Source organism: Citrobacter sp. Ce119 (assembly GCF_030334525.1).
Classification (GTDB): domain Bacteria; phylum Pseudomonadota; class Gammaproteobacteria; order Enterobacterales; family Enterobacteriaceae; genus Citrobacter; species Citrobacter europaeus.
Map to the genome: position 1 here is coordinate 197,237 of NZ_JAOWDR010000051.1, position 14,154 is coordinate 211,390.

At 53.5% G+C, this 14,154-nt stretch carries 12 protein-coding genes; 8 read left to right on the forward strand and 4 right to left on the reverse strand.

What is annotated here, in order from left to right; all coding sequences use genetic code 11:
* Positions 1–43: 43 nt before the first annotated feature.
* The 4 genes from OGV80_RS13535 to queF form a co-directional block, all read right to left on the reverse strand.
* Entirely contained in the window at positions 44–1,411 is a 1,368-nt protein-coding gene (locus OGV80_RS13535; RefSeq protein WP_286515121.1) for an L-serine ammonia-lyase, read from the reverse strand.
* Between the two features lie 53 nt (positions 1,412–1,464).
* Positions 1,465–2,754 (reverse strand): HAAAP family serine/threonine permease, encoded by a 1,290-nt coding sequence (locus OGV80_RS13540; RefSeq protein WP_043017409.1) that lies wholly within the window; start codon positions 2,752–2,754, stop codon positions 1,465–1,467.
* 562 nt (positions 2,755–3,316) lie between these two features.
* On the reverse strand, positions 3,317–4,681 hold the full coding sequence (ppnN, locus tag OGV80_RS13545; RefSeq protein ID WP_003840366.1) for a nucleotide 5'-monophosphate nucleosidase PpnN: 1,365 nt from the start codon (positions 4,679–4,681) through the stop codon (positions 3,317–3,319).
* Positions 4,682–4,794: 113 nt separating this feature from the next.
* On the reverse strand, positions 4,795–5,643 hold the full coding sequence (gene queF, locus OGV80_RS13550) for an NADPH-dependent 7-cyano-7-deazaguanine reductase QueF (RefSeq protein WP_043017408.1): 849 nt from the start codon (positions 5,641–5,643) through the stop codon (positions 4,795–4,797).
* A gap of 68 nt (positions 5,644–5,711) precedes the next feature.
* On the opposite strand from queF, the gene syd reads away from it, so the two are divergent.
* The 8 genes from syd to OGV80_RS13590 all read left to right on the forward strand — a co-directional run bounded on the left by syd (position 5,712) and on the right by OGV80_RS13590 (position 14,091).
* The gene (syd, locus tag OGV80_RS13555) at positions 5,712–6,257 is read left to right on the forward strand and encodes a SecY-interacting protein (protein WP_286515123.1); all 546 of its coding nucleotides are present in this window, start codon (positions 5,712–5,714) and stop codon (positions 6,255–6,257) included.
* Positions 6,258–6,888: 631 nt separating this feature from the next.
* The gene (locus OGV80_RS13560; protein WP_047413389.1) at positions 6,889–7,218 is read left to right on the forward strand and encodes a YqcC family protein; all 330 of its coding nucleotides are present in this window, start codon (positions 6,889–6,891) and stop codon (positions 7,216–7,218) included.
* A complete protein-coding gene (truC, locus tag OGV80_RS13565) occupies positions 7,218–8,000 on the forward strand; it encodes a tRNA pseudouridine(65) synthase TruC (protein ID WP_043017406.1) in 783 nt (260 codons plus the stop codon). Before OGV80_RS13560 ends, truC begins: the two co-directional genes overlap by 1 nt.
* An 18-nt stretch (positions 8,001–8,018) precedes the next feature.
* Positions 8,019–8,468 (forward strand): flavodoxin, encoded by a 450-nt coding sequence (locus OGV80_RS13570; protein WP_003034096.1) that lies wholly within the window; start codon positions 8,019–8,021, stop codon positions 8,466–8,468.
* A 342-nt stretch (positions 8,469–8,810) separates the two neighbouring features.
* Complete coding sequence (gene gudP, locus OGV80_RS13575) at positions 8,811–10,163, forward strand: galactarate/glucarate/glycerate transporter GudP (protein WP_003034105.1); 1,353 nt, start codon at positions 8,811–8,813, stop codon at positions 10,161–10,163.
* A 2-nt stretch (positions 10,164–10,165) separates the two neighbouring features.
* A complete protein-coding gene (locus OGV80_RS13580; protein WP_043017405.1) occupies positions 10,166–11,506 on the forward strand; it encodes an enolase C-terminal domain-like protein in 1,341 nt (446 codons plus the stop codon).
* A 20-nt stretch (positions 11,507–11,526) separates the two neighbouring features.
* Positions 11,527–12,867, forward strand: a complete 1,341-nt coding sequence (gene gudD / locus OGV80_RS13585) for a glucarate dehydratase (protein ID WP_043017404.1) — start codon at positions 11,527–11,529, stop codon at positions 12,865–12,867.
* 81 nt (positions 12,868–12,948) lie between these two features.
* The gene (locus tag OGV80_RS13590) at positions 12,949–14,091 is read left to right on the forward strand and encodes a glycerate kinase (protein ID WP_043017403.1); all 1,143 of its coding nucleotides are present in this window, start codon (positions 12,949–12,951) and stop codon (positions 14,089–14,091) included.
* The last annotated feature ends 63 nt before the right edge of the window (positions 14,092–14,154 follow it).

Genomic DNA, 14,154 nt, shown 5'->3' on the forward strand with positions numbered 1-14,154 from the left:
AAAAACAGGAAGAGGCCTCGCAAAAGAGGCCTCTTCAGGGGACTTAATCGCAGGTGACAATCTTCATCGCCAGACCACCGCGAGAGGTTTCGCGGTATTTGGCATTCATGTCTTTACCGGTTTCGTACATGGTCTCGATAACTTTATCGAGGCACACGCGCGGTTCACTGGTACGGCGCAGCGCCATACGCGCGGCGTTAACTGCTTTAACCGAAGCAATAGCGTTACGCTCAATGCAGGGTACCTGTACCTGGCCGGCAACCGGATCGCAGGTCAGACCCAGGTTATGTTCCATACCGATTTCCGCCGCAATGCACACCTGCATTGGGCTACCGCCCAGCAGTTCAGCCAGACCGGCTGCAGCCATGGAGCAGGCAACACCGACTTCACCCTGACAGCCCACTTCGGCGCCAGAGATAGAGGCGTTCATCTTGTACAGTGAACCAATGGCGCTCGCAACCAGCATGTAGCGTGCCAGCGAGTTAGCGTTCACTTCGCGGATAAACTTGTCGTAGTACGCCAGTACAGCAGGAACAATCCCGCATGCGCCGTTGGTTGGCGCGGTAACCACGCGTCCACCGGCAGCGTTTTCTTCGTTCACGGCCAGCGCGAACATGTTGATCCAGTCAACAACCGCCATCGGGTCAGTGGTGGTTTTGTCGCTGCTGACCAGCATACGACGCAGCACCGCAGCACGACGCGGAACGCGCAGTTTGCCTGGCAATACGCCTTCGGTGGTGATACCGCGCTCAATCCCGCTACGCATCACTTCCCAGACGTTGGCAAAGTGCTGTTCCAGCTCTTCTTTGCTGTGCAGCGCCAGTTCGTTTTGCATCATCAGACCAGAAAGCGACAGGCCGGTTTCCTGGCAATGACGCTGCAAATCAGCCGCAGATTTATACGGATACGGCACGTTTACCGGAGAGTTGTTCGGTAAACCAAAATGTTCTTCATCAACGATGAACCCACCGCCAATGGAATAGTAGGTCTGGCTGTAAATGGCTTTTTCGCCCGCCAGTGCGGTAATACGCATCCCGTTTTCGTGCAGGGACAGATTGTCCGCATGGAAATTCATGCACTTGTCGACCGGGAACTCAACCTCATGTTGACCGTCCGCCAGCAGCAAACGTCCATGAGTATTCACATCCTGGATAAAGGCCGGGATGGCATCAATGTCTACGGTATCCGGCAGATTACCCGCCAGGCCCATAATAATCGCGATGTCGGTATGGTGACCTTTCCCCGTCAGAGACAAAGAGCCATAGACATCAACCACTACGCGGGTTACGTCAGTGAGAATTCCGCGTGCAATCAGGTCATCCGTGAATTGTTTGCCTGCTTTCATCGGGCCAACAGTATGGGAGCTGGAAGGGCCAATGCCGATTTTAAAAATATCGAATACGCTAATCATGAGGCGTCCATTGTGTATCGAGGTGCGCCGCCCCGAAGAGCGGCGCAGGGGAATTAACTGAACAGAGAGTAGAAAATAGCGGAGATAGCGATCAGGCCCATAATCACAACGAAGACGTTGCTGATATGGCCGCTGTATTTACGCATTGCCGGTACTTTCTGAATGGCATACATCGGCATCAGGAACAGAATCATCGCGATGATCGGGCCACCCAGGGTTTCAATCATACCGAGGATGCTCGGGTTCAGCGTCGCCACAATCCAGGTGGTTACCAGCATGAACAGCGCAGTGATTTTGTTCAGTTTGTTGATTTCGATGGTTTTGCCTTTGCCGCGCAGAGACTTAATCACCATACCGTTGAAACCTTCACGCGCGCCCAGATAGTGGCCGAGGAAGGATTTGGTGATAGCGATAATCGCGATGATCGGTGCCATCCAGGCGATGATCGGCGCGTTAAAGTGGTTTGCCAGGTAAGACAGGATAGAGATGTTCTGCTCTTTCGCTGCAGCCAGGTCCGCTGGGGACAGGCTAAACACGCAGCTGAAGACGAAGAACATTACGGTCAGCACCATCATGATGTGAGCGAATGCCAGGATCTTAGAGCATTTTTTCTCAGCTTCATCACCGTATTCTTCACGCTTCGCCACGGCGAAGGAGGAGATGATTGGTGAGTGGTTGAAGGAGAACACCATTACCGGAATTGCCAGCCACAGGGTCAACAGCAGGCCGTTGCCGGTGGTTGCTGCAGAATCAAAGGACAGGGTTTCCAGAATCGCACCGCTCCACTGAGGGATCAGGTACAGCGCCAGCAGCATCAGAGCCGCAACGAACGGGAATACCAGGATGCTCATCGCCTTCACGATCATCTGCTCACCGAAGCGCACGATGGTCATCATGCCAACAATCAGGATTAGAGACAGGATTGCGCGCGGCGGCGGCGTAATCGCCAACTGGTGGGTCAGGAAGCTTTCAACGGTGTTGGTGATTGCAACGCTGTAGACCAACAGAATTGGGTAGATAGCGAAGAAGTAGAGCAGGGTAATCAGTTTACCCGCGCCGACACCAAAGTGTTCTTCTACAACTTCGGTGATGTCTTCACCCGGATTTTTACCGGACAGCACGAAGCGAGTCAGACCGCGGTGTGCAAAGAAGGTCATTGGGAAAGCAAGGATCGCCATGATGATAAGCGGGATCATGCCGCCTACGCCTGCGTTAATCGGCAGGAACAATACACCCGCGCCAATCGCCGTGCCGTAAAGGCCCAGCATCCACATGGTGTCTGTCTTGCGCCATGCGCTGCGGGTCTGGCCCGTAACGATAGTGCTGGTTTGAGTGTTTTCCATCTATTTCTCCTGGAGGAAGCTTAAAAAGTCGGGTTTGGGTTCAATCCAATGAGAAAGCACCCGACTGTAAATCGAAATTCGTTGAGCGATTTTTTATATAATTTTTCGCCGTAATAATTTGCGGGCGGAAAGATACATTTTAGTAATGGATGTATCAGTGATCGGGATCCCAAATGCAATAATCCACCTTTTATGTGGATAAATTTGGGCCATTAATCTGTTAAAAAATAGTCAAAGCGAATTTACGGGCGCGAAGGCTAACATTAACGACATATCTCATGAAAGCGAAGGCGCGAAGATAGGCGTGTTAAGCTGTAAAAACTGTTGTTTTTAGAGGATTTTGGCGACTAATAATAATTTCCTAAGATAAATCACGGTTGGGTTTTTAAGGTAATCGTTTGCGTGCCGCTTCTTTTTTAATGAAATATCACTGATATTTATATGATTCTCTGAGCTATGTGACTGGTATCACTAAAAAAAGCCGAGAGGCTAATGCGCCAGACCCGGCTTTAATATGGACAAAACTGTCACCGCGATAGCGTCTGCTGGCGGCTGTTGAAGGTTAGGCGCAGATCTCGTAGCAAGGGATATACGCAGAGCCTGGTAACTTCATACGATGCTGTGCAACAAAGCCCTGCAGGAGATCGTCCATGCGGCGCATCATCTCACGGTCACCGTGGATTTTGTACGGGCCAAACTCTTCAATGGCGCGGATCCCAACTTCCTTCACGTTCCCCGCCACAATACCCGAGAACGCACGACGCAGGTCGGCCGCCAGTACTTCAACGGGCTGATCCGGGTACAGCTTAAGGTTAGCCATGTTTTCATGGGACGGCTCGAACGGCATCTGCAAATCCGGTGCGATACGAATCGACCAGTTAAAGCTGTAGGCATCGCCAGTGTCGCGGCGGTTCTCTTTCACCAGCGGCATCGCTTTTTTCATCAGACGCGCCACTTCCGCTGCATCGTCAATGATAATGCGATAGTGGCGACGCGCATCTTCCCCCAGCGTGTGCACGATAAATTCGTCCAGCACGCGGAAGTAATCGGCGCTCTCTTTTGGTCCGGTCAGGATCAGCGGTAAAACCTGATCTTTGTTGGCCGGATTCATCAGGATCCCCAGCAGATACAGCAGCTCTTCTGCTGTCCCTACGCCGCCCGGGAAGATGATAATACCGTGGGCGATACGCACGAACGCCTCCAGACGTTTTTCAATGTCTGGCATGATGATCAGTTCGTTAACCAGCGGATTAGGCGGCTCTGCGGCAATGATTGACGGTTCGGTCATACCAATAAAGCGACTGTCTTTGTATCGCTGCTGGGCGTGACCGACTGCAGCGCCTTTCATTGGCGCTTCCATCGCCCCCGGACCACAGCCGGTACAGATGTTCAGTTCACGCAGGCCCAACTGGGTGCCTACGCGACGGGCGTACAGGTATTCATTCTCGTTGATTGAGTGACCGCCCCAGCAGACGACCATGTTCGGCGCTTCGCCAACGTGTAGCGCCCGGGCGTTACGCAGGATCGAGAATACGAGGTTGGTAATATGCACCGAGCTTTCGAGATCCAGATGCTGAAAACGACCGGCGTTATGGATCTGGCCATTGACGAACAGAATGTCGCGCAGCACGGCAAACAAGTTGGCCTGTAGCGCGCGAATAATGCGTCCATCAACAAACGCATCTTCAGGCGGGTTGATCAGTTCCAGCTTCACGCCCCGTTCGCGGCGCAGCACGTTAATGTCGAAACTTTCAAAGCGGGACAGCAGCTCTTTGCTGTTATCGGTCAAACTGCCGGAGTTCAGAACGGCAAGCGAACAGTTACGAAACAGTTGATACAGGTCGCTGCTGGCCGTGCGTTTAAGCATATCGACTTCCAGCTGCGACAACATGTCCATTGAGCCAAGCGGGCTAATATGTGTAATCAAGTAAACTCCTTACGGGACGAGAGACATCATCCTCTACTGATTACAATAGCCCTGGCTTATGACCTTTCACAACCTTGTGCGCGGAATCGGGCACGCAAAATTGAGAAAAAAGATTACTGACGCACCAGACGACCCGTTGCCGGAGTGAAGTCGGTGTTGGTGCGCCATGGGTTAATGTCCAGACCGCCACGTCGCGTGTAGCGCGCGTAGACGCTCAGTTTCTCCGGCTGGCAGAAGCGCAGAATGTCATTGAAAATGCGCTCCACGCACTGCTCGTGAAATTCATTATGGTGGCGGAAGGAGACCAGATAACGCAGCAGCTTCTCCCGGTCGATTTTGCGTCCGCGATACTGAATTTGTATGGAGCCCCAGTCTGGCTGGTGGGTGATCAGGCAGTTAGATTTCAGCAGATGGCTGACCAGCGTCTCTTCCACCGCTTTTTCACCGCTCACGGCGTTTTCCAGATACTCAGTGCTGAACTGGTAGTTATCGATGACGATATCCTGATTATCGATACAGGTGCCGTTAAAGTGGGCAATCGGCTGTCCTTCCAGTTCGTCAAGACGGTACAGCGCCACGCTGACATCGCCCTCAGCACAAGTGCGCAGATCGTTTTCCAGCGTCTGGCGTACCGCTTCCCAGGAGTCAAAACGCGTCTGGTTAAAACTGTTCAGGTACAGCTTAAAGCTTTTCGATTCAATCAGATTTACGCTGGTGTAATCCAGTTCTACATGACCGACCGCGACCTGCGGTAAACCGTTGGCATTCAGCCACGACAGTTCATACAGCGTCCAGATATCGGCACCGTGAAAAGGCAGATTATCGGCCTTTAAATCCAGTGGGTCGCGGTTCAGGCTGCGCGGGACGCCCTGCAGCAGGCTGGCATCGTAATTGTCACGGTAATCAGTTGATTTACCGAGAGTCAGGCCATCAAGCGCCTGATGATTTTCATAAGAGGACATGTTTCACCGTCATAAACCAGATACACTATGCGACAAGTGTATCCTGGCTTTTGTGAAGAGAGAAATCAGTGGACGAATTGACAGCGCAGGCGTTGACAGCCTTTACGACACGTTATTGCGACACATGGCATGAAAAAAACAACAGCTGGCCGCTCAGTGAAGAGCTGCATGGCGTACCTTCTCCGTGCATCATTTCTTCCACAAACGATGCGGTTTACTGGCAACCTCAGCCTTTTGTTGGCGAAAAAAACCTCAACGCGGTTGAACGGGCCTTTGATATCGTGATACAACCTGCGGTTCACGCTTTTTACACCACCCAGTTTGCCGGGGACATGCACGCGCAGTTTGCGGATGAAAAGTTAACGCTGCTGCAAACCTGGAGTGAAGATGACTTCAGGCGCGTTCAGGAAAACCTGATTGGTCATCTGGTCACGCAAAAGCGCCTCAAGCTATCGCCTACGCTTTTTATTGCCACACAGGACAATGAGCTCGATGTCATTTCGGTGTGCAATCTGTCCGGTGAAGTGTGCAAAGAAACGCTGGGAACCCGTCAAAGAAAGGTGCTGGCGGCCTCACTTGCGGAATTCCTCACTCAACTTAAGCCAGTTCTGTAATCCAGTTTGCCCTGAACCTTGTGAGAGATCTCTTACAAACCCTGTAGGACATTGCCAGGTAATAAGCGAAGACTTAATCAACGGATAAAATGATAATTCCTTATTATTCAGTTTGTTAATGATTCGATGTCAACTTTCATACGAAAATAATCTTAAGGGTATGTCTGTAAGCGTCTTGTAAGACAAGGCGAAACAGGCGATTCTATATCTGTCGACAAGGAGTCGCACTACGAAGAGAACATCAGGATGATGGCTCTTCGCCAGGACACACCAGGACGGTGTTACAAGGACAGGCTTCAGGATGAAGCAAAGCGGAAAACGCTGGATGCGTTAAAGGACACCTCCAGGACGGAGAATGAGAGCCGGTCAGGATGTTCGGCGGGTCAGGATGGCCAGGACACTTCAGGATGAAGTTTTCACATCGGGGTGATGTGAGCAGGATGCAAAAGTTCAGGATGAACACGGTCGCAAGACCACAGGAAAAGTTGTCACGGATGAGCAGGGAGCACTAAAAGTAGCTGGAATGCTGCGAAACGAACCGGGAGCACTGTTTTTACAGTGCTCCCTTTTTTTATTTCCCTTCACTAGTGCTATTCTTCGCGCCAGATTTTACATCATTGAGGTTAATTTCATGACGACTCATGACCGTGTGCGCCAGCAGTTACACGCGCTTGAAGCGCTACTGCGTGAACATCATCACTGGCGGATGGATGAGCCTGCAGACCATCTGTTTACCAGCACGCAGCCTTTTTGTATGGATACCATGGAGCCGGTTGAATGGCTGCAATGGGTATTGATTCCCCGCATGCATACGCTGATTGATAACGCGCAGCCGCTTCCACAGGCTTTTGCCGTCGCACCGTATTACGAAATGGCGCTGGCTGCCGATCATCCGCAACGCGACATCCTCCTGACTGCATTGCAGGAGCTGGATGCGCTGTTTACAAGTGATAACACCTGATGCTGGAGATCCTCTATCAGGACGAATGGCTGGTCGCAGTCAATAAACCTTCGGGCTGGTTAGTTCACCGCAGTTGGCTCGACCGGGATGAGAAAGTGGTGGTGATGCAAACGGTACGCGACCAGATTGGTCAGCACGTTTTTACCGCCCACCGACTCGACAGGCCGACCTCCGGCGTGCTGCTGATGGGGTTGTCCAGCGAAGCCGGGCGTTTGTTGTCTCAGCAGTTTGAACATCATCAAATTCAGAAACGCTATCATGCGATTGTGCGTGGCTGGCTGATGGAGGATGCCGTACTGGATTATCCGTTAGTCGAAGAACTGGATAAGATCGCCGATAAGTTTGCTCGTGATGATAAAGGCCCGCAGCCTGCCGTCACCCATTATCGCGGTCTGGCGACGGTGGAGATGCCGGTAGCGACCGGGCGTTATCCGACTACCCGCTACGGACTGGTGGAGCTGGACCCTAAAACCGGTCGAAAACACCAGCTCAGACGCCATCTGGCACACTTGCGCCATCCGATTATCGGTGACAGCAAGCACGGTGATTTGCGGCAAAACCGCAGCGCCGCAGAGCATTTTGGCTGTCAGCGCCTGATGCTGCATGCCAGCCAGCTTGCGCTGACTCATCCTTTTACCGGCGAACCGCTGGTGATTCGCGCCGGGCTGGATGATGTCTGGATGCAGGCGCTATCACAGTTTGGCTGGCGTGGACTTCTCCCTGAGAATGAAAGGGTTGAGTTCAGCGGGCTGTCAGGTCAGGATGAGCAAATAGATTCTTAAGTCCAGGAGATTACGGTTATGGCGGAAATTGGAATTTTTGTCGGCACGATGTACGGAAACGCACTGCTGGTTGCCGAAGAGGCCGAAGCGATTTTGACGGCGCAGGGTCATAAAGCCACGGTGTTCGAAGATCCGGAGCTCAGCGACTGGCAGGCATATCAGGATAAATATGTGCTGGTCGTGACCTCAACGACCGGGCAGGGCGATTTGCCGGATAGCATTGTGCCGCTGTTTCAGGGAATCAAAGATAATCTCGGTTTCCAGCCAAATCTGCATTACGGGGTCATTGCGCTGGGCGACAGTAGCTACGTTAATTTTTGCAATGGCGGTAAGCAGTTCGATGCGCTGTTGCAGGAGCAAAGCGCTCAACGCGTAGGTGAAATGCTGCTGATTGACGCCAGCGAACATCCTGAACCGGAAAGCGAATCTAATCCCTGGGTAGAAAACTGGGGAACCTTGCTTAAATAACCCTTCGCCTGCACGGGCATTCAATCCCCATTTGAACCGTAGGCCGGGTCTGGCGCAGCCGCCACCCGGCAATAAAACCCCAATTACGTGAACTAACTTCCACTGCTTTGGGCTTATGCCCCAAACAACTTCTCACTGCCTCTCTAATGTTGTGTTCATGCACGGTGAGGGTCAGTGGCACTCCTTCATATACTTTTCCCGTCAGTTCCCGAAAAGGCAGCGAGTCAGAATAAAACGGCCCTGAGCTGTACCAAAACTGCCACACACTAACCTCTCATTCTGATCACCCTACAGGTGCTGTACAGAATGAACTGGCGACAGCCAAGATTCAGGAGTGCAACAATGAGTTCATTAAGTCAGGCGGCGAGCAGCGCGGAAAAACGCACTAACGCTCGCTACTGGATAGTGGTGATGCTGTTTATCGTCACATCCTTCAACTACGGCGATCGCGCCACCTTATCCATTGCCGGTTCGGAGATGGCCAAAGACATTGGCCTGGATGCCGTAGGTATGGGGTATGTATTCTCCGCTTTCTCATGGGCCTATGTTATCGGCCAGATCCCCGGCGGCTGGCTGCTCGACCGCTTCGGTTCAAAACGCGTCTACTTCTGGTCCATCTTTATCTGGTCCATGTTTACCCTGCTGCAGGGCTTCGTTGATATCTTCAGTGGCTTCGGCATTATCGTTGCGCTGTTTACCCTGCGCTTCCTCGTGGGACTAGCTGAAGCACCCTCCTTCCCCGGCAACAGTAGGATTGTGGCGGCGTGGTTCCCTGCGCAGGAAAGGGGCACGGCGGTCGCTATCTTTAACTCTGCGCAATACTTTGCCACCGTTATTTTCGCGCCAATCATGGGGTGGCTGACCCACGAAGTGGGCTGGTCACACGTGTTCTTCTTTATGGGCGGTCTTGGGATTGTTATCAGCTTTATCTGGCTGAAGGTGATTCATGAACCGAATCAGCATCCGGGCGTAAACCAAAAAGAGCTGGAGTACATTGCCGAAGGTGGGGCGCTGATCAACATGGATCAGGCGGCCGCCAAAGCCAAAGTGCCGTTCAGCGTGAAGTGGGGGCAGATCAAGCAACTGCTGGGTTCACGGATGATGATCGGTATTTACATCGGCCAATACTGCATAAACGCGTTGACCTACTTCTTTATCACCTGGTTCCCGGTTTATCTGGTACAGGCGCGCGGCATGTCGATTTTGAAAGCCGGTTTTGTTGCCTCGGTCCCGGCCATATGCGGATTCGCAGGCGGCGTGCTCGGCGGCATTATTTCCGACTGGCTGATGCGCCGTACCGGCTCGCTAAATATCGCCCGTAAAACGCCAATCGTGCTGGGTATGCTGTTGTCGATGGTGATGGTGTTCTGTAACTACGTCAACGTGGAGTGGATGATCATCGGCTTTATGGCGCTGGCCTTCTTCGGTAAAGGCATCGGTGCGTTGGGATGGGCGGTGATGGCGGATACCGCGCCAAAAGAGATCAGCGGTCTGAGCGGCGGTCTGTTCAATATGTTTGGCAACATCTCCGGGATTGTCACACCAATTGCTATCGGCTACATCGTGGGGACCACCGGCTCATTTAACGGCGCGTTGATTTACGTCGGGGTGCATGCGCTGATTGCGGTAGTGAGCTATCTGGTGCTGGTGGGTGATATTAAACGTATCGAACTGAAACCTGTCGCAGGACAATGATGATGACAACACAATCGAGTCCCGTTATTACCGATATGAAGGTCATCCCGGTGGCCGGGCATGACAGCATGCTACTCAATATAGGCGGGGCGCATAACGCATACTTTACCCGCAATATCGTGGTGCTCACCGATAACGCCGGCAATACCGGGGTTGGTGAAGCGCCGGGCGGTGAAGTGATTTATCAGACGCTGGTTGAGGCGATTCCACAAGTGTTAGGCCAGGAGGTCGCACGCCTGAATAAGGTGGTTCAGCAGGTGCATAAAGGCAATCAGGCCGCTGATTTTGACACTTTCGGCAAAGGCGCCTGGACCTTTGAACTACGGGTCAACGCGGTGGCGGCGCTGGAAGCCGCGCTGCTCGACCTGCTGGGCAAGGCGCTGAACGTGCCGGTCTGTGAATTGTTAGGGCCTGGCAAACAGCGCGATGCGGTCACCGTGCTCGGCTATCTGTTCTATGTAGGCGATCGCAGCAAAACCGATCTGCCGTATCTGGAAAGCACGCCGGGTAACCATGAGTGGTATCACCTGCGTCACCAGCAAGCGATGAACAGTGAGGCGGTGGTGCGTTTGGCTCAGGCGTCGCAGGATCGCTACGGTTTTAAAGATTTCAAACTTAAAGGCGGCGTGCTGCCTGGCGAGCAGGAAATCGACACCGCTCGCGCGTTGAAAAAATGCTTCCCGGATGCGCGTATTACGGTCGATCCCAACGGCGCCTGGCTGCTGGATGAAGCCATCTCTCTGTGTAAAGGGCTGAACGATGTTCTGACCTACGCCGAAGATCCGTGCGGCGCTGAACAGGGTTTTTCGGGGCGTGAAGTGATGGCCGAGTTCCGCCGCGCGACCGGTCTGCCGGTAGCAACGAACATGATAGCCACCAACTGGCGTGAGATGGGCCATGCGGTGATGCTGAACTCAGTAGATATTCCGCTGGCCGATCCGCATTTCTGGACCCTTTCCGGCGCGGTGCGCGTGGCACAGTTATGCGATGACTGGGGACTGACCTGGGGCTGCCACTCGAACAATCATTTTGATATTTCATTGGCGATGTTCACTCACGTCGGCGCCGCCGCGCCGGGCAACCCGACGGCTATCGACACCCACTGGATCTGGCAGGAGGGAGATTGTCGCCTGACCAAAAATCCGCTGGAGATTAAAAACGGAAAAATTGCGGTACCCGACGCGCCCGGCCTGGGCGTGGAACTGGACTGGGAACAGGTACAAAAAGCGCATGAAGCCTATAAGGCGCTGCCCGGCGGCGCGCGTAATGACGCAGGCCCAATGCAGTATCTGATCCCCGGATGGACTTTTGACCGTAAACGTCCTGTTTTCGGCCGCCACTAATTTTGAATAAGGACTTAATTATGAGCGCACAATTTACCACTCCCGTCGTGACTTCCATGCAGGTTATTCCGGTGGCAGGCCATGACAGCATGCTGATGAACCTGAGCGGCGCACATGCCCCGTTCTTCACGCGTAATATTGTAATTATTAAAGATAACTCCGGTCATACCGGCGTGGGTGAGATACCCGGCGGCGAAAAAATTCGTCAGACCCTGGAAGATGCCATTCCGCTGGTGGTAGGCAAAACGTTAGGCGAATACAAAAACGTACTGAATGCGGTCCGCAATACCTTTGCCGATCGTGATGCCGGTGGACGTGGTTTGCAGACCTTCGATTTACGTACCACTATTCATGTGGTTACTGGGATCGAAGCGGCCATGTTGGATCTGCTGGGCCAGCATCTGGGCGTCAACGTCGCTTCATTGCTGGGCGAAGGCCAACAGCGTAGCGAAGTTGAAATGTTGGGTTACCTGTTCTTCGTCGGCAACCGCAACGCGACACCGCTGCCGTATCAGAGCCAACCGGATGAGAAATGCGACTGGTATCGCCTGCGTCATGAAGAGGCGATGACCCCGGATGCAGTGGTGCGCCTGGCGGAAGCGGCGTATGAGAAATATGGTTTCAACGACTTCAAGCTGAAAGGCGGCGTATTGGCCGGAGAAGAAGAAGCGGAATCTATTGTGGCGCTGGCGAAACGCTTTCCACAGGCGCGCGTCACGCTCGATCCCAATGGCGCATGGTCGTTAAATGAAGCGATTAAAATTGGTAAGTACCTGAAAGGAACGCTGGCTTATGCGGAAGATCCTTGCGGCGCTGAGCAGGGGTTCTCTGGTCGTGAAGTCATGGCGGAATTCCGTCGTGCAACCGGTCTGCCGACCGCCACCAACATGATCGCCACCGACTGGCGTCAGATGGGGCATACGCTGTCGTTACAGTCCGTGGATATCCCGCTGGCGGACCCGCACTTCTGGACCATGCAAGGGTCGGTTCGTGTGGCGCAGATGTGCCATGAGTTTGGGTTGACCTGGGGCTCGCACTCTAACAACCACTTTGATATTTCGCTGGCGATGTTTACGCATGTCGCGGCGGCGGCTCCGGGCAAAATTACCGCGATCGATACGCACTGGATCTGGCAGGAAGGCAATCAACGCCTGACCAAAGAGCCATTTGAAATCAAAGGCGGCATGGTACAGGTACCGGCGAAACCGGGTCTGGGCGTGGAGCTGGATATGGATCAGGTCATGAAAGCTCACGAGTTGTATCAGCAACATGGGCTGGGGGCGCGTGATGATGCGATGGGGATGCAGTATCTGATCCCGAACTGGACGTTTGATAATAAGCGTCCGTGCATGGTACGCTAAGCGAACTGGGACCGCTCCCATGAAGGGGCGGTTTTTATCCTGGTATATGCTTAACACAGTCAACATGCGTAAGGATGCTTTATGAAAATAGTAATCGCACCGGATTCCTATAAGGAAAGTTTGAGTGCGCTTGAAGTGGCAACGGCTATTGAGCTGGGATTTCGTGAGATCTGGCCTGAGGCGGATTACGTGAAGATCCCAGTCGCGGACGGCGGTGAAGGAACGGTCGAAGCGATGGTTGCCGCAACGCAAGGCCACCTTGTGCATGTTGATGTTACCGGCCCTCTGGGCAACACAATTCAGGCATTTTATGGTTTGTCCGGTGATGAGCGGTCGGCGTTTATCGAAATGGCGGCCGCCAGCGGACTGGAGCAGGTTCCTGCTGATTTACGCGATCCGTTGAAAACCACCTCCTGGGGAACCGGGGAGCTAATCCGTCATGCGCTGGACGCTGGTGTTGAGCATATCATTATTGGGATTGGCGGTAGCGCCACCAATGATGGCGGTGCCGGGATGGTGCAAGCGCTGGGAGCTAAATTGCTGGATGCGCAAAATAACGATATTGCTCATGGCGGGGCTGGCCTCGAATCGCTCGCCCGGATTGATATCTCTCAGTTAGACCAGCGACTTGCCACGTGTCGTATTGAAGTGGCCTGCGACGTGACTAATCCGTTGACCGGTGAAGAGGGGGCCTCTGCGGTATTTGGCCCGCAAAAAGGGGCAACGCCGGAGATGATTACCCGCCTTGATCGGGCGCTCACGCACTATGCCCAACTCATTGCCCGCGATCTGGACATCAACGTGCTGGAGCTGGCGGGCGGTGGCGCGGCTGGCGGCATGGGGGCGGCGCTGTATGCGTTTTGTGGCGCACAGCTACGCTGCGGTATTGAGGTGGTGACGGATGCGTTACACCTCGACGACTGCGTTGCGGATGCGGACTTAGTGGTCACGGGCGAAGGACGTATCGACAGCCAGACCATTCACGGTAAGGTTCCGGTTGGCGTAGCGAAGGTGGCAAAGCGTTACAATAAACCGGTTATCGGCATTGCCGGTAGCCTGACGGCCGATGTTGGTGTGGTACACGAGCATGGGCTGGATGCGGTTTTCAGCGTCATCTATACCATTTGTACGCTGGATGAAGCGCTAAAGAACGCGAGCGAGAACGTGCGAATGACGGCGAGAAACGTGGCTGCAACGCTCAAAGCAGGGCAACAATTACGCTGAATTGTTAGCCGCATTCGGCGATGTGCCCGATGCGCGACGCTTATCGGGCCTACGGTAAACAGC